Genomic DNA, 22,918 nt, shown 5'->3' with positions numbered 1-22,918 from the left:
TAGGAGCGGTCATGATTCAAGTCACTAATATTCACAAAGCCTTTGGTAATAATCAAGTGCTCAAAGGCATCGATTTGACCATTCATAAAGGTAAGGTGGTGGTGATATTAGGGCCATCAGGATCGGGCAAAACCACCTTTTTGCGTTGTATCAATGCCCTTGAGATTCCCGATCAAGGTGTAATTGCTTTTGATGATGGTAGCTTAAGCGTAGATTTTGGTACTAAGCCTAATAAAAAAGCTTTGCTCGCCTTGCAGCGTAAGTCGGGGATGGTGTTTCAGTCTTATAATTTATTTCCGCATAAGACCGCCTTGCAAAACTTGATGCTTGGTCCGACAGTCGTGCAAGGCACTAGTAAAGCTGATGCGCAAAGTCAAGCTCTAGCATTGCTGGATAAGGTTGGGCTATCCGATAAAGCAGATCTTTATCCGTTTCAGCTATCTGGTGGTCAGCAGCAGCGCGTTGGTATTGCGCGGGCGCTCGCTATTGAGCCGTCATTATTGTTATTCGATGAGCCAACCTCTGCACTCGATCCAGAGCTAGTACAAGATGTACTTGAGACGATGAAGCGGCTAGCATCAGAGGGCTGGACAATGGTGGTGGTCACTCACGAGATTAAGTTTGCCCGCGATGTCGCCGATCATGTGGTATTGATCGAAGACGGTCACGTGGTTGAGGAGGGCAGCGCTGAGCAGATGTTTGAGTTATCGGTTCATCCACGAACTCAGGCTTTTTTACAGCGGATTGAGTCCTGATATTTTAATAAAAATGCTTTCAATCAATCCATAAGAAGTAATCATTCAGTCGACTGTCATTTTTTTGGATGAAGCAGACCTCCTCCGCTTGGTTTCTGGGCAGATGGTCGACATCCGCACCGCAAATTTCAGAGCGTTTTTTGAGCCATTGGCGTTGCTCATTTTTTAACACAGTCGCTTGACCTTGACCATAAAGTCGTCCAATTTCATAGAGAGTCGTTTGATAGCTGTCATTCAAAGCTTTGTCTGAGGCCTTGTATAAGCGATCGATTCTTTTAGATTGTGAAACTAGCGGCAGATAACTGGCATTTTCTTGGTAAGACAGAGTAGCGGTGTCCGTCGTCCAGTTGCCATTTACGGTTATCTTCTGTTTCGAGGTATCTATAAAACCGTTAAAATCCTCGCCCTCAAAGTTATAGCCTTGAAAGCCGCAAGGCGTGACGCCGTCTTTACAAATACTATGCTTGGTTTTGGCAGGATAGAGGTCGATAGTATTCTGCTTTTTGCTTAGCCTCTTGCCATACTCGCTTATTTGCAAAAGCTGCCCTAAATTTGGGGCTACTAGCAGCATATTCTCACAAGTAACATAACCTTCACCGCATCCTCTATAAAGGTTTAAGCGTTGTCCTTGCACATCCATGCCTAGTATAAAATTGGCTTGTATAGGAGCAACGGCTACAGCAAATGGTGACAGTATTAGCAGAGGTAGGATGGTAATTGAGCGCTTAAGTAAAACGCTTAACTTAAGTTTTGAGCCGTGCATAACCATTCTCCAGTGTGACTTCTGAATTATAAAACAAATTTTACTCCAATTTTACTCTTTTTCTTCTTTGCAGCCAGCGCGGTACGCGAGTAGAAGTGCCATTGAGGAGCGCATTGAGTAGTGCTGCGAGTAAAATGAGTAATACACCTAAATACTGAATAGCAGATAGCGACTGGCTCAATAACAAGATAGCTAAAGCAATAGCGGTCAAAGGTTCAAAGATAGTAAACACTGAGGCGCGAGAGGCAGGCAGTTTCTCCAATGCTTTCATATACAGTGCAAAGGGTACGACGGTACCGATGAGCGCTAATCCTAAAGCATAGCCCCAAGTCAGTACCGGTAAGCTCAATAACTTAGTATAAGTATGATAAGTTTCAGGTAGTAACAACAGCACGCCAGCGCTGATAATGATCGAGGTAAAAAACACTAAAGGGGCAGGATGTGCGTAGTGCATCGCACGCTTACCAAGCACGCCGTATAAAGAATAACAAACGCCAGCTAACAACCCCAAAGCTACGCCCCAATTGAGCCTAGCTTCATCGCCGAGCATCGTCAAACCGACACCGAATACCGCTACCAATGCCAATAGGGCAGACTGGCGAGTGATCGATTCATTGAGAAAAATGGCTGAAAATAATAAGCTAAAGACTGGAGCGGTATATAGCAGAGCAACGGCGGCACCTGCACCGACATAAATGACGGCAAAGAAGTAACATAGCGACATGCCGAGCACACCAATGAGAGATTGTAGTGCTAATCCGCCCCACTGTTTTGGGCTTAGTTTGCGCAGATAGAACCATAATTTTGGGAGCATTACTAGGATTAATAAAGCGGCGGTAACGATACGCAAAATAGTAATTTGCCAACCACTAAATCCTGCTTGATTAAGATAAGTAGAAAATATACCAAGGGTTCCCCAGCAGATCGCAGCGGTAATGATTTGCATAGTCCCTATCCAAGACTGCTTTGCTGATATCAAGCTATTATTGTCTATCATACGACTCTCATCTGAATAGCGGGTTTCAATAACAAAATGAGTGCTACTGCACTTATCTAAATAACGGCGGATTATAGAGTTTTAACCCATAAAAGACAACTCGAACAAAGTTGTTTATAATGTTTAGGCTGAGCGATTCAATATGGGCTTAACGCTTTTTGATGAGGTCATAGTTAGAAATTGAGAGCATAAAAAAGCCAGCTAATCTATATTAGCTGGCTTTAACATTAATGAACACCTTCTAAACAGCATTAGCCTTTGCTCTTTCTGACTTAGCTTGCTCAGCTGAGACATCAATGCAAACTTCCCAGTCGTCAATCTCCAATTCATGGCAGTTATTACCATCACCATTGATGCGATCGACTACTAAAAAGTCGCAATCAGCGTTTAGTGCCAGTAACGGATGATGCCAAACATTCGCATCATACTGCACGCCTTGATGCGAATAGGCATAGAACACTTCTAAATCAGCCGCTGATTTTGGTGGCTCGCCAGCTTTGGCTACAACAACTAGATAGTCTGTTGAGTTCATAGAAAAAAAGGCTTGGCTGCCAAACGGATGGTATTCCATAACGGATAGCGTAATAGGGCAATCGCGTCTTTTGGTACGAAAAATACTAAAACCAACTTCACCGCCATCATTTTGAACTTTTGAGATAGCATCATGACGACAAGCGTAGCCACGATTGATATCCCAGCTGTTCTCAGGACATTTTTCTTCATCATCATAAGGCTCAATGACTGAGCCGAAAGGTGCGAATGCCGCTTTAGTTAGAGGTTGAGCAATTATTGTCGTTTTCATAATGTTGCCTTACTTATTGTCAGTATCAGCTACTTTACTGCAGATGCATATCCGGCTTAAACCGTTATCAAAAAGGCAGTAAAATCGCTAAGATAAAAGAGGGTTAACGTTACATCCAGCTGACTGTGTTATCCGCTGTGGCTGGATGGTTTTCATACCAATGCTTGGCGATTTCATCGCGGCGGCATACCCAAACGTCGGGCTTACTGGTGATATATTTCAAAAATTGTTTAAGCGCAGTGATACGACCGGCACGACCAATAATACGGCAATGCAAACCGATAGTCAGCATTTTTGGCTGGTTTTTACCATCTTTATCGCCCTCTTCATATAGAGTGTCGAAGCTGTCTTTTAGATATTGGTAAAAAGGCTCAGCATAAGTAAAGCCAGGGCTTGAAGAAAAACGCATGTCGTTAGTCTCTAGCGTATACGGTATCACCAAATGCGGTTTACGAGTGATAACCTCACCATCTTGTACTTTGACGTCTAACCAATACGGTAGCTCATCACCATAAGAGTCTGAGTCATACATATAGCCGCCTTGTTCAGCAACTAGCTCGCGTGTGTTAGGGCTATCGCGCCCCGTGTACCATCCTAATGGCTGCTTGCCTAACATCTGCTCAAATATTTCAGTCGCTCGGCGCACGTGCTCACGTTCAGTCTCACGGTACATGTATTGATAAGTGATCCAGCGCAGACTGTGGCTAGCTACTTCATGACCATCTTCTAATACGCGCTCAATGATATGCGGCGTTTTCTCAGCTGCCGCGGCACAAGTAAAAGTAGTAATCGGCAAGCCATACTCTTTGAATACATCGAGTACACGCCATACACCAACACGGCTACCGTATTCAAATGCCGACTCGATAGACTGATGGCGGTTGGTAAACTCTGGCGTACCTAGTACATCTGATAAAAACCGTTCTGATTGACCATCACCATGAATCACACTGTTTTCGGCGCCTTCTTCGATATTCAATACAAACTGTACCGCAATCTTTGCACCACCTGGCCATTTAGGATCAGGCGGATTTTCGCCATAGCCTTTTAGGTCGCGAGGATAAGCGTCTTGATCAAAATCGCTGGTGATTTTTTGGCTCATGGTCAATATTCCTTTATATGAAGAGCAGTCATTATGCTCAGGACTCGGTAGTTTTTTAGGCTTAGATTGGTAAGAGGTTAGGGTCTGTTGAACATTCGATCATGGCACTGACAGTGACTATTTTTTAATCGATTCTAGATTAAAAATATCTAGTTTAGTCATTCTAAGCGGATCTTTTTAATGACGAAGCGACAAAAAAGAGTCCTGTCCTTGCAGGCTGATGCTAAAATTGCTCTATTCGTTGTAAAAATCTAGCCAAGGCATCTGCATTGCCTGCGATTTTTACCTAGACTAGAACCATTTTAGCTATCAGCAGTGCTCATTTATGAATGCTCAACAGACCCTAACTCTAATAAGCAATTAATTATTTAGACTTGCGTATAAATGGTAAGCATCATAGTAGACGCTTAGCTTTCATCTAGCAATTACAGAGGTTACTTGAAGATAATGAGGTGGCAAAGAGGTGCCGAATAATCTTTGAATGTTGCTCAAGCGTGTTAAACACTCATAAGCAGATACAAAATGCAGTTATGGCTTTTACTTTAAGGGCATCTGACCATTTGGTCAAGTAAATTATCAGCTTGTATTGATAAAAGTAAAAATAAAGAGAATATTATATCATTTATCCTAATATTCTCTCTATTTTAGCTATTTTGTCAGCTGATTGGGTTCAACTGTGAACTGCCGCATCAATACCCAGTAAACAATACCGCCAATAGCTGCACCTAGTAAAAAGCCATAGCCTTCAAATTTGGCAAATACAGGTATTAATACGGTAGCGACAGAGAATAGTGCACCGATTGCAAAAGCAATTAGCCCACGAATATTCCAACCTTTCGTATAGTAATAAGCGCCATCTGGACGGTCTGAGAATAGATCATTCATATCAATGTGTTGGCGTCTGATAATATAGTAATCAATGACCAAAATTCCAAAGAACGGTGCGATAATAGCCCCAACCGTATTCACAAAACCGACAATGCCAATCTGACTAATAAAAGACAACCAAAGCGCCCCTACAAAAAATGCAATCACAGCGGTGATCAAACCACCACGACGAAAGTTAATATGCTTTGGAAACAAGTTTGCTAAATCATAAGCGGGTGGAATGAAGTTGGCAACCATGTTAATACCAACTGTAGCGGCAAAAAACGTTAAAGCGGCAATAATAGTCAAAGGTAGTGAGTCAACACGTTCAACAATATCTGATGGATTAGTCAACGCCTCACCGAACAATACTAAAGTTCCTGCGGTAATGATTAAAGCAATGAAAGAGAAAAATAGCATATTGATGGGTAGACCAATCAAATTGCCCTTACGCATATCACGCTCGCTACATAAAAAGCGTGAAAAATCACCAAAGTTAATCACCACAGCGGCAAAGTAGGCCACCATAGTCCCAACAATAGCGGTAAAGGCTTGAAGAGATGTTCCCGCGTAGTCGCTACCGCCAGTAAAGATAGAGTTGATCGCTGGTATCAGCTCTGAGCCTGATTGATACCAAATCATGCCCATTAATACGACCATCACCACATAGACTAGTGGACCTGCCCAGTTCAAAAAGTGCTTGATAGGCTCTATACCTGCCCAGAACAGCATAATCTGAAAAACCCAGACGATGACAAAGGCCAACCATGCCGTACCGTTTAAGCCTAAAAAAGTGCTATCTGAGCTACCCATAAATACCGCTAGTAAGATGGCAACGGCGGTTGAAGCAAAATAGGTCTGCACCCCGTACCAAAAAATACCGATAATCGCTCGTAGTACAGCGGGCAAGTTAGCGCCATTGACTCCCATGCTTGCACGTATCAGTACAGGAAAGGGGACGCCATATTTGACACTAGGTTTACCAGTCAAATTTACCATCAACATGACAATAAAGCCTGCGCAGATAATAGCAGCCATCACCCACCAACCGCTCAAGCCATAACTCAAAAATAATGAGGCAGCAAGGGTATAGCCAAACAAGCTTTGAATATCATTAGACCAGACATTAAATATAGAGAACCAGCCCCAGTTACGCTGCTCAGGCTGCAAAGGGGCTAAGTCTTCGTTATAGAGCCTTGAGTTCTTACGTTCTGGATTAAAAGTTTTACAGTCGTAGAGTTGACCATCATATTGTTTATTAAGCTGATTTCCTTGCTTGTTGACACTAGACATCCCTTTCTCCTTGTGAAGTGAAATCAACTAAAAACGATATTATTAACACTTCACATAGTATATTGTTAACAATTATATATATTAATTGTTAACACTTTAAGGATATATCAGTTATTGGTCAAGAGAATTATTCACTTATTTCAATGAAAATGGGCAGAAATGACCTATTAAAACGCAAAATAATGAATAATATTTGAGATTAAGACAAATCTGTGTCTAGTTGGCCAGTATAAGAGGGAGATAAAATGAAGGTAAATAGAATCAAAACCAGCTTATTTACCCATAAAAATAGCCAGTCATGGACTGGCTATTTTATAGATATAAGAGTTATCAGAATTTAAATGTCAAGATTTAATATTATAGCCCTGAAGCATAAGCGACGATCTGTGAGCGCTCTTCATCAGTCAGCTGAGTGATGTTACCTAACGGCATATAACCCGTCTGTACTGCAGTTACAATTTTAGCTTTCCAAGTTTTCATGTCTTCAGGAGTCTGAATAATAATACCCGCTGGTGGCGCATTGAATCCTGCTTGTGTGGGTTGTGCCATATGGCAAACGCTACATTTTGCCTGTACAACACCTATCACCGCATCATCAGCTGAGGCAGTTACAGGAACAGCCGCAGCGCCTGCAATTGGAGCCGCTCCAGCGACGACAGCTTCACCAGTAGGTGGCGCAATATCTGCTACTGGCTGAGCCGCCGCTACGGGTGGAACAGGTAGCGGCTCAATCGGTGCAGGACGCATCCAAATAATGAGCAATACAGTCGCTATTGCTGGAATAATTAAGTATTTTGGTTGATGATGACCCAAATGCTTTTGGTTAAAGTAGTGACGAGCTGTTGCGGTAATTACACCGACGAATACCAATACCAACCAACCCTGTGCATGAGAATACATCATTGGATAGTGATTACTAATCATGGTAAAGATGAGTGGTAGAGTAAAGTAGTTGTTCATCACTGAACGGTTTCTGGCCATTAATGCTAAATCTGCGACTTCTGGTCCTGGTTTTTCACCTTTACGGACGCAGTCTACTAGCGCACGCTGAGCGGGCATAATTCCGAAGAATACGTTACCGGCCATGATCGTACCCAAAATGGCACCAACGTGAATGAATGAGGCGCGATCACTAAATAACTGATATGAAATATAAGTGGCAATAATCATCAGTACAAAGATAGTGATACTAAAAACCATCTTATTTTTGCCGATACGGCTACGGACAACCCCTTCATAAATAGCGTAGGTGACAAGTAAGAATAAAATACTTGTAGCAATAGCACCGATATTACTACCAAAATCAACCTTACTTGGATCAATTAAGTAAGCCGTTGCATTGGCGTAGTAAACGATAGCCATCATCGCTGCACCAGTCAGCCATGTCGTATAAGCTTCCCATTTGAACCAATGCAAAGTCTTTGGCATCTCTTCAGGGTCAAGCTTGTACTTAGCGATTTCATAAAACCCACCACCATGTACTGCCCATAAGTCACCTGAAATACCTTTTTTGGCCTTCCATTCGGGTGGCTTCTGCAGACTCATATCTAGCCATACAAAGTAAAATGAGGCACCAATCCATGCCACCCCAGCGATAACGTGAAACCAGCGGAAAAATAATGCTAACCAATCGAGAAGATATGCGCCCATGTGGCAGTGTCCTTTTTTGTTGCTATGTCTTGGTAACTTGTAACGATTATTGCTTACGTGCTCGGTGTTACAAGCGCTTCCTTGCCTTTTTATATCTGTACTAATCTATGGCTGTTGCCGCTTACTTAAGCCTTGAGCATCTAACTACTCAAGGCTTTTTAATTATGAGCCGCGATAAGTACCATAGCCGTGCGCGCTAAGTAATAGCGGGATATGATAATGACCGTCATCGCTCACCACAAAATCAATGATAACTTGTGGATAAAAAGCTTTTAGCTTTTGCGTGTCAAAATAAGATTGCGTATCGAAAGTTATGGTATAACGACCAGCGCTTAGATTCTGCTCGCTGCTATCAACAGCAGCATCAAACTGCCAGCTGTCTGGGGTAACGCGACCATCGTCGTTAGTGGTACCATTAGCTAATAAAGTACTTGCGCCACCATCTTTGATACGATGTAGGGTGAGGGCAATATCAGCCGCAGGCTTACCAAGATGAGTGTCTAAAATATGTGATGATAGAGTAGCTGACATAGTATTTCCTTTATTTATAATAATTTGATTTTATGACTAAGTTTCATAAATAAGTGTATAACGACAAGCAAGCTTTGCTTAGTTATAGTAAAACGGTTGTGCTTAGATCATTCATGCTTGACCAAATAGCTTTTGAATACGTAAGCGAGTGATTTTGTTTTGCTCAGCTGAAGCATTAGCCAGCTCAATATCACGATCATTTGGTAGACGAGCCATCAATAGGTCTAGCATTTGCTGAGCGCTTTTGCCCGTCGCAAAAACAATAAAGATAAAGCCAAACTTATCAAGATAGTCTTGATTACCTTGCGCAAGGTCCTCTAAGACTTGATCATCCGCTTCGCTAGCTCCTGATTGCTCGTGAGCGGCACTGTCTTGCGTATTGCGGTACTTCTCTTTGAGCGTAGCAACATTACCGATTTGCGGATGACCATCAAAAGCTTCTAATAAATTGGCCTCATCAGCCTGTGCTTTGTTCCACGCCTCATTACTAGCGCTTAACATAGCATCAATATCGCTAAAAGGGCGCTCAGCAGCTAAACTGCTCGCCCAAGCACTGCTAGTACAGCAAGTCAGCAGCGTTGCAGTAGACTCTGCATTGTCTAACTGATTGAATTGCGCTAAGGTTAAGCTCATAGTGACATCCTTTTCTTATCATTTATAATTTATAAAATTAGCATTTGCTAATTGATGACAGTTTAAACCGAAAAATCATCTATCAAAGTGATATTAATCAAATCATATTTGGTCTAATATTGTCTATTGTGCTAAAACCTGACTATTTGGTCAACTATTTTATACAAAAAACTTCCATTTGTCGCGGTATATGCCAAAAAAAGTTATATTTATTTTCTATATTAGAGATAATGCCGTATATTCTTAGTAAAAATCCTGAAATAATCTAGGTTACGACTGTTATGACTCAAAATAATCACCTCAAAGATTCAGATGCAACAGAGACATCCCTTCATCGAAGTCAGCACAGTATACGCGCCCATAATCAGGCAATTATCTTACATGCTGCTGAAGAAGAGTTCGTCCTGCAAAGCTATCGCGGTGCTACCATGCAAGGTATCGCTGATCGAGCAGGGCTACCCAAAGCCAATATTCACTATTACTTTAAGAATAAGCGCAATCTTTACAAAGTAGTATTGCGCGCCATCATTGAAGAATGGAATGATGGCCTAGTCACTATGACGGTCGATAGTGATCCCAAGACAGTCATAGAGAAGTTTGTACGTACTAAGTTACATCAAGCTTTTGCCCACCCCAATCGTCATAAGCTATTTGCTATTGAGGTCATCGGCGGTGCACCGCACTTACATGATTTTATGTCAACAACGATGAGAGATTGGGCACTTGACAAGACTCAAGTGATGACGTCATGGTACAGCCAAGGCAAGATTGGTATTGCTGATCCCCTACAGTTACTAATACTGATCTGGGCCACTACCCAACGTTATGCTGAATTCGAAACTGAAATCGTCGGCTTAATGCAAAAAGAAGCTTACGATAAAGAAGATGAAGCACGAGCCGCTGACTTTTTGGTACCGTTTATCTTGCGCGGTTGTGGTATTGAATAAAACAGTACCTATCAAAGAGATAAAGGCGAAAACTACGATAAGTTAGCTCAGATAGATTGATAAGCTTATAAAAGTTTAAGCAAATATACTGATTTTGTATGTTGATCTATAAAACCAATGCATCAGTTATGTATTTCATATAACTAAAAAATATTTTATCTCGTTTTGACAATTGCAAGCCTCCTAGTCGTTATACACCAATCTAGATAAGCTTAGGGCGCAGTAAAGATATATTTACTGCGCCCTATTCACACTATTATTTTAAAGCAAAGGTTCTAAATTAAGATACCTTTTGTCTAGGTGGTTTAAGACCATCTTCTAAATGCTGCTCTTCAGTATCATACTCAACACCATAATTCTTCGGCAAAATCGTATCAAGAACAATAGCGATGACACCTGACATCGTAATTGCTGAACCAAAGATATTACGGAACATCTGTGGCATTTGTGCGAACACGTCAGGCACAAAAGCGACGCCCAAACCAAGACCCAAAGAGGTGGCAATGATCAGAATATTACGATGAGTAAAGTTAACCGTTGATAAAATACGAATACCAGCAGTAGCTACGGTTGCAAACATGAGTAGCGTAACTCCACCAACGACAGGCTTTGGTAGCTGAGTGAAGATAGCACCAAGAATGGGGAACAGACCCATAAAGAACAAGATACCACCAACGTAGAAGCCAACATAACGACTGGCAATACCCGTCATCTGAATGACACCGTTATTCTGACTAAAAGTAGTAACAGGGAAGCTGTTAAATATACCCGCAATGGCAGAGTTTACACCATCGGCTAACACCCCACCTTTAATGCGTTTCTCATAGAGTGGGCCTTTGATAGGCTCGCCTGAGATCATGGATGTTGCCGTTAGATCACCTGCGGTCTCAATACTGGTAATGATATACATAAAGGCAATAGGAATAAAAGCTTGCCAATCAAAAGCAAAACCAAATTTAAATGGCACAGGTACTGTTAACAATGGCGCTTGTGATACCAATGAAAAGTCAATGCGACCCATAAATGCGGCGACAACTAAGCCTAATATTAGACCAATAAAAATAGCGCTAGAACGAATCACTTTATTAGGGACAATACTAATAAGCACGACGCTAATTAATACCCCACCGCCTAGCAACAAATTCGGTATGCTACCAAAATCTTCGGCACCAACCCCGCCTGCTAGATCGGTTAGACCAACCTTAGTTAACGACAGCCCGATAGTGACGATAACGCAACCGGTAACGATAGGACTCATCAAGGATTTAAGCCTAGTGATGAACTGACTCAAGAATATCTCGACAAAAGCGGCTAAAAAGGTGACGCCAAAGATAACTGAGAGAATCTCCTCTGGACTACCGCCGCGGTTTTTTACGACAAAACCTGCGGCTAATACCGCAGCTAAGAAACCAAAACTGGTTCCTTGCAGTGCCATAAGCCCTGAACCTATAGGACCAATTGTACGGGTTTGGATAAAAGTAGCAACACCAGATACCATCAGCGCCATACTAATAAGGTAGGGAATATGTTCCCCTAAACCTAAAGCACCACCGATGATTAATGAGGGTGTGATAACGCCAACAAAAGCAGCTAAAACGTGCTGAACAGCACCTAAGAAAGCTTTCATTGGCGCTGGACGGTCATGTAGACCATACAGCAGATCAGGATTACCTTTGACTTCACTCATAATTGCTTCCTTTTAAAGTAACTTTGCAGTCCTATCTTTGCTGGCTATCTGAATGTAGAGCCAGTAAAGAATCACACTTGTCCTTGTGCTAATTAATAAAATAAACCAACTGTCACTGGCTAATTTTATTGATCAATACGTATATAAAAGCTGACCATTTGGTCAGTTATCTCTAGGGTATAGCGAAAAGGTAAGTGATTGCAATGTTTTTTTTCTCAAAATGCAGTTATTTTACAAAAGTAAAGATATAAAACGTTGCTTATAGTAATAGTAATGAGAGGTTTATAAAAATCTGGTCATACAAAGTTTTTCTTCTGAAAAATAGTGATAAAAAGTCAAAAGTTAAATAAAAACGAGAGTTTTGAATGAAATGACAGACCCTAGGGCGTGTCCTCAATTTGAAAATAGTGATAAAAATGCTGCTATTTATAGAGCGAAATTGCAGCAGAGCTAGGATAATAGCGCTATTAATATCGAGATATTGATGAGCTATTTGACACATCCCTGCCAACATTTAGCCTTTTTAGCTCATTTAGTCCTATACGTTCAGATTATAGATATGACCTAGATAAAAAGACCAAAATATTCTTTAGCAGTGTTGCTTAATTATACTTAGTTAGTTATCATGACGTTCTTTATGTAAATAGTAATAATTATCATTAACATTATTGTTAATATTTAAGAGTCCTATTGTCGATAAGTATTACTGATAGGGAGCTATATTTAAATAATATTAATGTTGATACCTATTGTGATTGTCAATAAATACTATCAGTGAGTTAATTATGAATGTAAAAGTTAATCGTTTAAGCGTATTATCCATGGCTATAGCGGCAGCGCTCGTCTCACAAGCGGCCAGTGCCAATGAAGCCAATACTATGCCTAACACTACTCTGCAGACCATCACAGTAACAGCCAATACTTCGGTACGTGATAAAGTGCAAGAGGACTCTGTGTACATAGATGACTATACACCAGCGGCACAAGCCGATCACTTGAGTGATTTTTTGGATGTCATACCCGGTGTCACAGTAGGGGGCACCTCAACAATCAATCAACGAGTACGAGTACGCGGCCTTGATGATACCAATCTAAAAGTGACGATCGATGGCGCACGTCAAGAGGGCGCTTTGTTTTATCACATGGGCGATGTGACGATTGACCCAGATTTGCTAAAACAAGCAGAAGTCTCAGTAGGTAATAATTCCGTCACGCTTGGCAACGATGCTTTGGGCGGCGCTGTGGCTTTTGAAACAGTAGATGCGGCAGACTTACTTAAGCCAGGCCAAAAAGTAGGGGCTAAATTAAAAGCAGGTTATGCCAGCAATAACGATGAGCTACTAACCGCAGTCACTATCTATGGCGCGCCGACTGATAACATCGATCTATTGGCTTATTATAGTAAGCGAGATGCCAATTCTGGCGAAGATGGTAGCGGCCGTGAGCTTTTTGAAGATAGTGAAGGCGAGAATATTTTATTAAAAGCGGGCGCTTACATTGGCAATGATCACCACGTAGGCGCAAGCTTTAGCCGTACAGACAAAGAAGGTGTCTTTCCGTTTCGTCCTGACTTTCCAAGCTTAACCGATGATCCTATACCGCAAAAGGTAAGCCGTGATACTTATTCGCTTGATCACAGCTATAATCCTGCAAGTCAACTGATTGATATCGACACCAACCTCTACCAGACAGAGACGCAAATATTACGTGACTCTGATAATGTAGGGCGCTATGAGTTTGATGCAACGGTAAAAACGACAGGCGGTAAAATTCAGAATACTAGCTTGATTGACAGTAGCGTTATTGAAGGTATTAAAGGCACTCATAAGCTCATCACAGGTGTTGAGCACTATAAAAAAGAATCCGATCTATCTAGAGATTTTCAGAAAAGAGGGGGTGATGAAGCAACTAATACTTCTGTATACGTCGAGGATCAATGGAATATAGGCAAACTCACCTTAACTCCTGGCGTACGCTATGATCGTTATAAATCACCAGAATTTATCTCGGGCGGTCAGACGTATGACAATGTCGTTGGCGCACTAGCGGCCAGTTACGAGATTGCCCCTAGTACGCAAGTATTTGCCAGCTATACGCAACTATTCAATGGTCCTGACTTAGGGCAGGCCGTCTTCAATAGTAATGGTGCTGGTATTTATGTCAATGATGATCTAAAGCCAGAAGAAGGCTCTAATGCTGAGGTCGGTATTGCAACAACGCTACGCGGGTTGACAGTAGCTGATGACGCACTACAATTGAGTGCCAAATACTTCATAACTGATATCGAAAACTATCAGCAATTTGTCAGAACCGGCGATCGTGCTGGTCGCTATGGTCTTAACTGTACGACTGGTGAGCGCGGCGCGTCTGGTAACTTGCAAGACTGTCAAGGTATGATCAATAGCGATGAAGATTATGAGATCAAGGGCGTTGAGCTGGCAGCTGACTATAGTACTGCTAACTTTGGCATGGGACTGAGCTATTCACGCGCGCGTAGCGAGGGCGACCAAACCGGTGATAGTATTCCCTCAGTGAGTGGCGGTAGTGCCGACTCAGGTGATCGCTATATGGTGAACTTAAATTATAAGCCAAGCGATATCGTAGGTTTAGGATGGCGCAGTACTTATGTCGCATCCATTACCGATAATCAGGGAGATACCAAGCCAAACTATGATGTGCATGATGTGTATATGAACTATGCACCGCGTCAGCTTGATAATGTCACCGCAACGCTTGGGGTGTATAACCTGTTTGATGAAACTTATGCTAGCCATTCCTCTCGTCTTAATACGACAGCGGATGCCTCTACTGACTTTGAGGCTGGTCGTAATATTAAGGCATCTCTGAGCTATCAATTTTAAGCAAACGCCATCCTGAAATTTCATACTAGCTTTTCTAATAAGAAGGGCTGGTATTTTTTCGTAAAAATTACTATAAATAGAGTCATCCATGACATTTAGTCCTCGTAAAGCCTGCCTTTTGATACATCGTTATACTGGACTTGTAATAGCAGGCTTCTTAATAATCGCGGGTATCACAGGGTCGTTATTAGCGTTTTATGATGATCTCGATGAGCGATTTAATCATAAATTGGCTTATATTAAAGCTGTAGATACACCTCAATTACCCATAGCGATGCTTCACGACCGTGTCATTAGCGCTTATCCTGATTATAAGTTCTCCTCTATGCCAACCTCAATTGAGCCTGCACGCTCAGCGGTATTTGCAGTTGATAGAGCGTATGGCAAACAGGTGAGTGCTCAAGTAACAGCGCCATTTCATGAGGTCTATGTCGATCCCTACACAGGCGCTATCATCGGCACTCGTGACAGAGAACAGTGGGCATGGCGCAATACCATGTACAAGGTATTTTGGCTACACCGTGATCTATTACTCGGTGATATCGGTAAGCTAATTTTAGGTATCGTTTCATTGGTATGGACGATCAATTGTTTTATTGGCTTTTATTTAACTTTGCCAAGAAAAGTCAAAAACACTCAAGCCAAGCAAAAAAAACCTAATAAAAAACGCAGCTCATGGCTTAAGCGCTGGCGACCCGCGTGGAAAATCCGTACTAAGACCAATACCTTTAAGCTCAATTATGACCTACATCATGCTTTTGGGTTATGGCTTTGGGTCATACTGTTCATCATCGCGTGGTCGAGTGTCGGCTTTAATTTAAAAGAGGTTTATCAGCCTACGATGCGAGTAGTTGTAGGACTTGAAACAAGAGAAGGTCGGCCAAAAGCATCCACATCTGAGCCGAATAAAGAGACGCTTAACCAGAAAAATACAGCCGCAGTGGTTGATAAAGCGAACAGTATCGAATACTTAACTGCGCAGGCTAATATCGTTGCTCAACAGAAGAGTGTAAAGGTACAGCAGTTGTTAGGCATTCGCTGGGTTGAGAATGACGGCCAGTGGCAAATGCGTTTTAAAACTGACAAAGATATTGGTAAAAAGGGCGGTGCGTCTTCCATAACCGTTGATGCCGCCACTGGTAAAGTTGAAAAAGTGAATTTCGGTTATCAGAATTCATCATTTGGTAGCAAAACCGATCAGTGGCTATCGACATTACATATGGGGCACATTGGTCAAGGGGCGGGTCATCTGCTATATCAGGTGTTCTTAGTAATGGTTGGTTTGGCAGTGGCAATATTGTCAGTTACTGGTGTTTATCTGTGGTGGAGAGGACGCCAAAATGCCATACAAAATCTAAGTAAAGGTAAACCAGTTGAAAGGCACTAAAGAGCCTATGTTTTAATTGGATTCTTTATAGCTAGGTCAGCATACCAAAGTACAGTAAGACTAGGATAAATTTTTGTAGCTTCATGTCGGCGTAGCGCAGCATGCAAGAAACTTTGTACTTATCTCCTTTATTAACACAGTGTCTGTATTTTATTTGATATCGACGATACAACAAACAAATATGCTTATATCAATATAAGGATCTAAAAATGACTAAACCTAGCCCAAGAATATTAGAAGTTGAAAATATCACTGACATTACGCCCAATATGCGCCGCATTACGCTGGGAGGAGAAGGCATAAAAGATTTTCCAGCAGAGCAAGAAAGCGCCTACATCAAACTTATATTCACGCAAGATACAGGCCAAAAACCTATCATGCGCACTTATACTATTATCCAGCAGCGTGATCATGAGATAGATGTCGATTTTGTATTACACGGTCTTAATCATCAAGGCGCTGAAGGGCCAGCATCCGAGTGGGCAAAAACGACTAAAATTGGTGACAGTATTATGATCGGTGGTCCAGGTCCCAAAAAATACATTAATTCCGAAGCAGATTGGTTTTTGTTAGCAGGTGATATGACCGCACTACCAGCCATCACGGTCAATTTGGCACAGCTGCCAGCCGATGCCGTTGGTTATGCAGTCATAGAGGTATTAAGCGCAGACGATATCCAGTCTCTGAAAAAACCAAAGAATATCGAGATTGAATGGGTCGTTAATGCGCAGGCAAGTGACTGTCATTATCCACTACTTGAGCGTGTTAAAGCGCTTAGCTGGTTAGACGGTACACCTGCAGTGTGGGCAGCGTGCGAATTTAATGGTATGCGCGCACTACGCCAATACTTTAAGCAAAAAGACGTCAGTAAAACTCATTTATATATCTCAAGCTACTGGAAATTGGATAATAGCGAAGATGAACATAAAGTCATCAAGCGTCAGGATGCAGAAGAGAGCTTATAGCTCTACATTAAACCGCATCTACAATCACTGGACGACCTTGATGATTAAGTACGGTCACATCGACGTTATAGAGATCCTTCATAGTCTGTCGGGTGATGACCTCAACAGGATGACCAATAGCTTGTACTTGACCATCTTTCATAGTGACCACAGTATCGGCAAATTGTGCGGCTTGATTGATATCGTGCAAGACAATGACGACAGTTTTTTGTTGACTATGACTCAACTCCCGTAATTCACGCATCAAGCGCCCCGAATGATACATGTCAAGGTTATTTAACGGCTCATCTAGCAGTAAATAGGGCGTATCTTGGCAGACAATCATCGCAATAAGCACCCGTTGCCGTTGCCCACCCGATAAGGCAGATAAAAAACGATCGGCTAAAGGTCGTAGCTCAAAGCGCTCGATAATCTCATCGACTTTTTGCTGATCTTCTGCAGTAGGTTGTCCTTGATGGTACGGATAGCGCCCAAACATCAGTAGCTCATGCACCCGCAGCCGCCCTTGTACTTGGTTGTCTTGACTAAGCATTGCGACTGTTTTAGATAGCGTCCGTGCATCGCACTGAATGATATCCTGCTCTTCATTACCTACAGTAAAGCTTACTTGTCCGCTTTGCAGTGGTTGCAGGCGCGCCATGACTGAGAACAAAGTCGATTTCCCCGCGCCATTAGGCCCTATCAAGGCGATAACTTGCGAGGGTGGCAACGATAAGCCAATATCATGTAGAATTTGCTGTTTGCCAATATGATGCGATACGCCTGTTATTTTTATCATGATTTTTTACTTTATTTCGATTCTCTGTGAGCTAAATTTTAATAAATTAATATGATTATTATCTTAAGCGACGTTGGCTCATAAATATCAAGGCTAAAAATACTAAGCCGCCTGCCAGCTCAATGACCACTGATAATACGCCCGCCATACCGAGCGCTTGCTCAAAAAGCGTTTGGCCGAGTACTAAACAAATCATGGCGATTAGACTGACTAATATGAGCCGTTGACTGTGATACATATTACTGGCAAGTCGATTGGTCAAGGCGCAAACTAGTAGACCAAAAAAAGTCACTGGACCGACTAATGCTGTCGCCGTCGCTACCAAAACAGCAATAACGGTCAATAGCCCAAGTGCTAAGCGTTGATAATGAATACCTAAATTAACGGCCTGCGCTTTACCCAGCATCAATACATCGCATTGATAGCGCCAGCGCCAGACGAATACAGCGCTAATAGCACAAATCGCTAGACTAATACCGAGCAGCTGCGGATTCACCGTATTAAATTGGGCGTAGCTCGCTGATTGTACAACGACGAAATCATCAGGATTAATCAGCCGTGCAATTAATGCCGATAAGCTGCGAAATAACACCCCAAAAATAACCCCTACTAATATCAGCCGTGTTAAATCCTGACTGCTTTTGGAAAACAGCACTTTAAATAGCAGCAACGACGCACCAAACATCAATACAATCTCAAGCCCGAACTTCAGAACAGGATCGATGCTAGTAAAGCTAACCGCCCCTAAAAAGAAAACCAATAAGCTTTGCAGTAGCACATAAAGCGAGTCAAAGCCCAGTAAGGACGGCGTCAAAATAGGATTATGGGTTAAGGTTTGAAAGAGTAGTGTAGAGACACCAATGGCATAGCCGACAACCATTAATGCCATTAGCTTTTTACCACGCAAAGGCAGGGCAAAATCCCAATAACCATGCACATTAATCGTTAAAAACAGTATTGCTGAGATAAGCAAAACAACCGTAGCAATCAAGCAGGGGTGGGATGCTAGCGTTAATCGTAAGCGTGAGAGCTTGCCAAGCCATGAATGATCATTATGACTAGTATTGGTGTTCGAGCTTTCGATATGTGAGCTTTCAACAGTAGACGGCAAAGGCATACGCTAGTCTTATAAAAGAGAATGGCAAGTAGGATAACGCTCATCTAAACAATACAGATCGCTTAGGTCTCAGCAGGCGCACGTAATAACAGCCATAAAAATATGACCGTACCGACCACGCCAAATACGGTCGCTACTGGTACCTCAAATGGATAACGAATAGAGCGCCCGATAATATCGCAAATCAATACCGCAGAAGCACCTAGCAAGGCAACGGCAGGTAAGCTGCGCCTGAGCTTATCACCCATAATACGGCTGACGATATTCGGCACGACCAAACCAATAAAGGGTATTACCCCAACCGTGACTACTACAACGGCACTCATCATGGCGACCATACCGACGCCAATCCAAGTCACTTGACGCTTACTGATACCTAAGTTCAAAGCGATATTATCTCCTAAACCTATAATAGTCAGTTTATCGGCAATAATATAAGCAATGACACACAATCCGCCTGTCAACCATAACAGCTCATAACGTCCTGCCAACACGCTAGAGAAGTCGCCAAATTGCCAAACACTGAGCATCTGCAAGGTTTCAGTTTGATAGGCAATAAAGGTCGTAATAGCATCAATAATCCCACCAAATACGATACCAATTAGCGGAATCATCAAAAAGTCAGTCGGCGGAATACGGTGAATCAGCAGCATAAATAGCATCATGCCAAATACCGCTGTGATGGTTGCTACACTCATTTTTACAATTAATGCGCTGGCAGGAAAGAATAGACTGACGACTAATAAGCCAAGCGCGGCGCTTTGCGTGGCACCAACCATCGACGGCTCGACGAAGCGGTTTTTGAGTACCACTTGAATAATCAAACCTGCAACCGCCATCGCAATGCCCGTTAAGATAATTGCTATCGTACGGGGCAAGCGGCTAACGAGCATCAGCGAGCTGTCGGCATTAGCGCTTTGACTGAATAGACTTTGTAGCATTCCTGACCAAGAAAAGTCTGCCACACCGATAGACAAGCTTAACAACACTAATAGCGTCATCACTATAAAGCTTGCGCTATTGATCAGCCATGGTGACAATGCTGCTTGCTTTTTTTTAGCATGGCTGCTGTTACCATAACCTGAGCGCCAAGATGATGCTATGTTTGATCCAACTGGGCTATCATTATTAAAGCGCTTGGAGAATAAAGACATAGGGTTACTGGCTTAAAAGCTGTTATAGACTGGATTTTAGCCCTGAAAAGCGTTAAAAAATTGCACTGTAATTTTAGCTTTGCAAGGAAAATTCTTTAAATAGAATTTTCTCATACCATACAGTTGGACAGTCAAGAGTTATGCCCTAGTTAGCGCTACTAAAAGCTGCTTTAATAGTCGTCAAATCTTGCATCCACTGGTTATATCCACCAAAGGCAAGGTAGGAGTCTGGACTGAGGTAAACCACTTGATCCTTGCTCCACGCACTAGTTTGTGCGACCAGTGGATTGTCTAATACCGCTTTGGCACCGACGCCATCCTCACCAATAGCCGCGCTACGGTCGATGACAAACAGCCAATCTGGATTAATTTTTTGGATATATTCAAAAGATATAGGCTGACCATGGCGTGAATCACCAATTTCAAGGTCTGCTGCTGGCACGCCAAGCACGCTGTGGATAAAGCCAAAACGTGAATCAGTCCCGTAAGTAGACATCTTATTGCCATTGACCATGACCACTAGACCTGTACCGCTATCTTTAGTGACAGCCTTGGTCTCTTCAATTAGACCGTCGATGTTTTGTTGCAGTTTGAGCGCTTCATCACTCTTGCCAAATAAGGCTCCCAAATCTGCCAGACGACGCTTGCTTGACTCATATATATTAGCCGTATCTACTGTCATATCTAGCGTAGGCGCAATGCTTGATAGCTCATTATATTTTTCAGCCATACGTGAGCCGACTAAGATAGCTTGCGGCTGCATGGCGTTTAAGGCCTCAAGATCAGGCTCAAACACGGTACCGACTTCTTTTGGATCGGGCTGTTTTGTAGAGTATAAGTTGTTTAATTTTAGACCACTGGGCATGCCAGTAACAGCGACGTCGAGTGCTGCTAGATCTTGTAAAAGCGTCATATCATAGACGACTATCGGTGAGGGATTAATCGGTAAGCTGACCGCGCCTTTTACCGTATCGACATCGATGGTAGTCACCGAGACTGCATCGTTATCAGCTACGTTAGAGGCGGCATCTGCCGTTTTGTTTTCGACTTTAGTATCATCAGTTTCATTAGCATCATTTGAAGAGCACCCCACTAAGCCGATGCTTAATAGCAGCGATGTAGTCATAGCGGTCAATAGTGAGCGTTTAATTAAAGGATTAGAATTGGTATTGATAGACATAAGAAACTCGGTATAACATCGTTTATTGATAATAAATAAAAGCTATCGTTAGTCAGAAAAGAAAAAGAGCTTGCTAAGCGCTTTGATGAAAGACGCTATAACAATGCAAATAGCTCATAGGTATAGGATGATAAAATTTAAAGATTATTTATGATAAAAGTTTAGCTAAATAGACAAGCGTTAATGATAAGGCAAATAAGAATTTTTATCAATAGAGATGATAATGATTGTTATTAACATTGTGTTAACAATTGTGACAGTGTGATGAATATTCAGCTAAATTTATATTGAGATTACTACTGTTAAAGGTATGGATAGCCTAAGTTGGATGACGATAATTTTATTGTTGATGCAATAAGCTCATTATATTTATTGATAATGGTTATCGTTTATATTATCATTAGGCTACTTTTTAGTTGTCAAATTGTTAGGATGTTATGGGCACGACGAACTTTAATAAGTCACCAGCTAAGCTGATATCGACAGTCATCGGAGTAGTAATAATTCTGCATGTGCTAACGGCTATGGCATTAGCGATGGTAAAGACACCTGTGCCTGTTAAGCCACCTATCGAAATCACGCCACCTATCGAAATACAGCTACTACCGCCCCCACCTATCGAGATCGAAGAAGTTGTCATTAAAGAGATAAAAGAAGAGCCAGTCAAAAAAGTTAAGACTCAACCCAAAGCTAAGCCTGTTGCTGCTGCTAAACCAAAGGTCGTTAAAAAGTCTAAGCCAATAGATAAGTCTAAGTCTATAGCTAAAAAAACAGTAAAACCCATAGCACCCATTGTGCAAAAGACGGTAGAACCAGTAGTAAAAAAAGATGAGCCAAAAATAATAGAAAAAGATAAAGCAAAAACGTTGATGACTATTAATGATGATAAGCAAGATTTTATAGTTGATGAACCTACAGCTGCTGAAATAGCGGATGCTAAGAAAGCTCAAGAAATAGCGGATGCTAAGGCTAAGCAAGATAAAGCGGATGCTGATGCTAAAGCTAAGCAGGATAAAGCAGATGCTGACGCCAAAGTAAAGCAGGATAAAGCAGATGCTGATGCTAAAGCTAAGCAAGATAGAGCTGATGCTAAGGCTAAAGAAGCTGCAGATGATAAGCCGGTAAATGTTACTGTAAATGCTAGCAATGCTAGCTGGTTAAAAAAACCTAATCTTGATATTCCAGATAGTGCAAAAAACGGTAGTAACTCAGGTCAAACTTTAAGAGTTATAGTAGGATTTGAAGTTACTACTAAAGGTGATATTAAAAATGTAGTCATAAATAAATCATCAGGAAACATTAAGTTGGATAGAGAGGCTAGTCGTCAAGTTCGATCTGGTAAATTAAAACCATTTACAGGTGTTAGTGGAGCTGCAGTCGTAGGCAAAGTAACTATGCCTATAGATTACAAAATGCCTATACAGTGATTTAGAGAATAATAACTATATT

At 41.9% G+C, this 22,918-nt stretch carries 19 protein-coding genes; 6 read left to right on the top strand and 13 right to left on the bottom strand.

Annotation, left to right across the window (positions count from 1 at the left end; genetic code table 11):
• The first annotated feature begins 11 nt into the window (after positions 1-11).
• Positions 12-755 carry an amino acid ABC transporter ATP-binding protein gene (locus tag ACR63T_RS09990; RefSeq protein ID WP_472783890.1) on the top strand — a complete coding sequence of 248 codons (744 nt, stop codon included), beginning with the start codon at positions 12-14 and terminating at the stop codon, positions 753-755.
• Between the two features lie 19 nt (positions 756-774).
• On the opposite strand, the gene ACR63T_RS09985 is transcribed toward ACR63T_RS09990, so the two are convergent.
• The 8 genes from ACR63T_RS09985 to uraD form a co-directional block, all read right to left on the bottom strand.
• On the bottom strand, positions 775-1,518 hold the full coding sequence (locus ACR63T_RS09985) for a lysozyme inhibitor LprI family protein (RefSeq protein ID WP_472783889.1): 744 nt from the start codon (positions 1,516-1,518) through the stop codon (positions 775-777).
• A gap of 40 nt (positions 1,519-1,558) precedes the next feature.
• A complete protein-coding gene (locus tag ACR63T_RS09980) occupies positions 1,559-2,515 on the bottom strand; it encodes a DMT family transporter (protein ID WP_472783888.1) in 957 nt (318 codons plus the stop codon).
• 241 nt (positions 2,516-2,756) lie between these two features.
• On the bottom strand, positions 2,757-3,317 hold the full coding sequence (locus tag ACR63T_RS09975; protein WP_472783887.1) for an ureidoglycolate lyase: 561 nt from the start codon (positions 3,315-3,317) through the stop codon (positions 2,757-2,759).
• A gap of 109 nt (positions 3,318-3,426) precedes the next feature.
• Positions 3,427-4,419, bottom strand: coding sequence for an allantoinase PuuE (gene puuE / locus ACR63T_RS09970; protein WP_472783886.1), 993 nt, complete (start codon positions 4,417-4,419; stop codon positions 3,427-3,429).
• 648 nt (positions 4,420-5,067) lie between these two features.
• Entirely contained in the window at positions 5,068-6,579 is a 1,512-nt protein-coding gene (locus ACR63T_RS09965; RefSeq protein WP_472783885.1) for an NCS1 family nucleobase:cation symporter-1, read from the bottom strand.
• Between the two features lie 357 nt (positions 6,580-6,936).
• Complete coding sequence (locus ACR63T_RS09960; protein WP_472783884.1) at positions 6,937-8,229, bottom strand: urate hydroxylase PuuD; 1,293 nt, start codon at positions 8,227-8,229, stop codon at positions 6,937-6,939.
• 162 nt (positions 8,230-8,391) lie between these two features.
• Positions 8,392-8,760 carry a hydroxyisourate hydrolase gene (gene uraH / locus ACR63T_RS09955; protein WP_472783883.1) on the bottom strand — a complete coding sequence of 123 codons (369 nt, stop codon included), beginning with the start codon at positions 8,758-8,760 and terminating at the stop codon, positions 8,392-8,394.
• Between the two features lie 111 nt (positions 8,761-8,871).
• Complete coding sequence (uraD, locus tag ACR63T_RS09950) at positions 8,872-9,393, bottom strand: 2-oxo-4-hydroxy-4-carboxy-5-ureidoimidazoline decarboxylase (RefSeq protein WP_472783882.1); 522 nt, start codon at positions 9,391-9,393, stop codon at positions 8,872-8,874.
• A 281-nt stretch (positions 9,394-9,674) separates the two neighbouring features.
• Here uraD and ACR63T_RS09945 point away from each other — a divergent pair, with 281 nt between their 5' ends.
• The gene (locus tag ACR63T_RS09945) at positions 9,675-10,340 is read left to right on the top strand and encodes a TetR/AcrR family transcriptional regulator (RefSeq protein WP_201569822.1); all 666 of its coding nucleotides are present in this window, start codon (positions 9,675-9,677) and stop codon (positions 10,338-10,340) included.
• A gap of 280 nt (positions 10,341-10,620) precedes the next feature.
• Here ACR63T_RS09945 and ACR63T_RS09940 read toward each other — a convergent pair whose 3' ends face one another.
• Positions 10,621-12,027 carry a uracil-xanthine permease family protein gene (locus ACR63T_RS09940; RefSeq protein ID WP_201569821.1) on the bottom strand — a complete coding sequence of 469 codons (1,407 nt, stop codon included), beginning with the start codon at positions 12,025-12,027 and terminating at the stop codon, positions 10,621-10,623.
• Positions 12,028-12,812: 785 nt separating this feature from the next.
• On the opposite strand from ACR63T_RS09940, the gene ACR63T_RS09935 reads away from it, so the two are divergent.
• The 3 genes from ACR63T_RS09935 (at position 12,813) to ACR63T_RS09925 (ending at position 17,240) form a co-directional block, all read left to right on the top strand.
• Entirely contained in the window at positions 12,813-14,888 is a 2,076-nt protein-coding gene (locus ACR63T_RS09935; RefSeq protein WP_472783881.1) for a TonB-dependent receptor domain-containing protein, read from the top strand.
• 88 nt (positions 14,889-14,976) lie between these two features.
• Positions 14,977-16,275, top strand: coding sequence for a PepSY-associated TM helix domain-containing protein (locus tag ACR63T_RS09930; RefSeq protein ID WP_472783880.1), 1,299 nt, complete (start codon positions 14,977-14,979; stop codon positions 16,273-16,275).
• A gap of 209 nt (positions 16,276-16,484) precedes the next feature.
• Positions 16,485-17,240 (top strand): siderophore-interacting protein, encoded by a 756-nt coding sequence (locus tag ACR63T_RS09925; protein WP_305898667.1) that lies wholly within the window; start codon positions 16,485-16,487, stop codon positions 17,238-17,240.
• Between the two features lie 7 nt (positions 17,241-17,247).
• On the opposite strand, the gene ACR63T_RS09920 is transcribed toward ACR63T_RS09925, so the two are convergent.
• The 4 genes from ACR63T_RS09920 to ACR63T_RS09905 all read right to left on the bottom strand — a co-directional run bounded on the left by ACR63T_RS09920 (position 17,248) and on the right by ACR63T_RS09905 (position 21,469).
• Positions 17,248-18,018, bottom strand: coding sequence for an iron ABC transporter ATP-binding protein (locus tag ACR63T_RS09920; RefSeq protein ID WP_472783879.1), 771 nt, complete (start codon positions 18,016-18,018; stop codon positions 17,248-17,250).
• Between the two features lie 58 nt (positions 18,019-18,076).
• Positions 18,077-19,135 carry an iron chelate uptake ABC transporter family permease subunit gene (locus tag ACR63T_RS09915; RefSeq protein WP_472783878.1) on the bottom strand — a complete coding sequence of 353 codons (1,059 nt, stop codon included), beginning with the start codon at positions 19,133-19,135 and terminating at the stop codon, positions 18,077-18,079.
• A gap of 62 nt (positions 19,136-19,197) precedes the next feature.
• Positions 19,198-20,289: an ABC transporter permease gene (locus ACR63T_RS09910; RefSeq protein WP_472783877.1), complete on the bottom strand. Its 1,092-nt coding sequence runs from the start codon at positions 20,287-20,289 to the stop codon at positions 19,198-19,200.
• A gap of 145 nt (positions 20,290-20,434) precedes the next feature.
• Positions 20,435-21,469, bottom strand: coding sequence for a siderophore ABC transporter substrate-binding protein (locus tag ACR63T_RS09905; protein ID WP_472783876.1), 1,035 nt, complete (start codon positions 21,467-21,469; stop codon positions 20,435-20,437).
• Between the two features lie 524 nt (positions 21,470-21,993).
• Between ACR63T_RS09905 and ACR63T_RS09900 the strand changes: the two genes are divergently transcribed.
• Positions 21,994-22,896, top strand: coding sequence for an energy transducer TonB family protein (locus ACR63T_RS09900; RefSeq protein ID WP_472783875.1), 903 nt, complete (start codon positions 21,994-21,996; stop codon positions 22,894-22,896).
• The last annotated feature ends 22 nt before the right edge of the window (positions 22,897-22,918 follow it).

This window comes from Psychrobacter sp. M17(2026), from assembly GCF_055699815.1.
This window is presented reverse-complemented; position numbering and strand designations above follow the sequence as displayed.

Coding starts and splice junctions, on each gene's coding strand:
- ACR63T_RS09925 (WP_305898667.1), top strand. CDS start 16,485: ATGACTAAACCTAGCCCAAGAATATTAGAAGTTGAAAATATCACTGAC.
- ACR63T_RS09900 (WP_472783875.1), top strand. CDS start 21,994: ATGGCATTAGCGATGGTAAAGACACCTGTGCCTGTTAAGCCACCTATC.
- ACR63T_RS09980 (WP_472783888.1), bottom strand. CDS start 2,515: ATGATAGACAATAATAGCTTGATATCAGCAAAGCAGTCTTGGATAGGG.
- ACR63T_RS09920 (WP_472783879.1), bottom strand. CDS start 18,018: ATGATAAAAATAACAGGCGTATCGCATCATATTGGCAAACAGCAAATT.
- ACR63T_RS09910 (WP_472783877.1), bottom strand. CDS start 20,289: ATGTCTTTATTCTCCAAGCGCTTTAATAATGATAGCCCAGTTGGATCA.
- uraD (WP_472783882.1), bottom strand. CDS start 9,393: ATGAGCTTAACCTTAGCGCAATTCAATCAGTTAGACAATGCAGAGTCT.
- ACR63T_RS09930 (WP_472783880.1), top strand. CDS start 14,977: ATGACATTTAGTCCTCGTAAAGCCTGCCTTTTGATACATCGTTATACT.
- uraH (WP_472783883.1), bottom strand. CDS start 8,760: ATGTCAGCTACTCTATCATCACATATTTTAGACACTCATCTTGGTAAG.
- ACR63T_RS09940 (WP_201569821.1), bottom strand. CDS start 12,027: ATGAGTGAAGTCAAAGGTAATCCTGATCTGCTGTATGGTCTACATGAC.
- ACR63T_RS09915 (WP_472783878.1), bottom strand. CDS start 19,135: ATGCCTTTGCCGTCTACTGTTGAAAGCTCACATATCGAAAGCTCGAAC.
- ACR63T_RS09975 (WP_472783887.1), bottom strand. CDS start 3,317: ATGAAAACGACAATAATTGCTCAACCTCTAACTAAAGCGGCATTCGCA.
- ACR63T_RS09990 (WP_472783890.1), top strand. CDS start 12: ATGATTCAAGTCACTAATATTCACAAAGCCTTTGGTAATAATCAAGTG.
- ACR63T_RS09935 (WP_472783881.1), top strand. CDS start 12,813: ATGAATGTAAAAGTTAATCGTTTAAGCGTATTATCCATGGCTATAGCG.
- ACR63T_RS09985 (WP_472783889.1), bottom strand. CDS start 1,518: ATGCACGGCTCAAAACTTAAGTTAAGCGTTTTACTTAAGCGCTCAATT.
- ACR63T_RS09945 (WP_201569822.1), top strand. CDS start 9,675: ATGACTCAAAATAATCACCTCAAAGATTCAGATGCAACAGAGACATCC.
- puuE (WP_472783886.1), bottom strand. CDS start 4,419: ATGAGCCAAAAAATCACCAGCGATTTTGATCAAGACGCTTATCCTCGC.
- ACR63T_RS09965 (WP_472783885.1), bottom strand. CDS start 6,579: ATGTCTAGTGTCAACAAGCAAGGAAATCAGCTTAATAAACAATATGAT.
- ACR63T_RS09960 (WP_472783884.1), bottom strand. CDS start 8,229: ATGGGCGCATATCTTCTCGATTGGTTAGCATTATTTTTCCGCTGGTTT.
- ACR63T_RS09905 (WP_472783876.1), bottom strand. CDS start 21,469: ATGTCTATCAATACCAATTCTAATCCTTTAATTAAACGCTCACTATTG.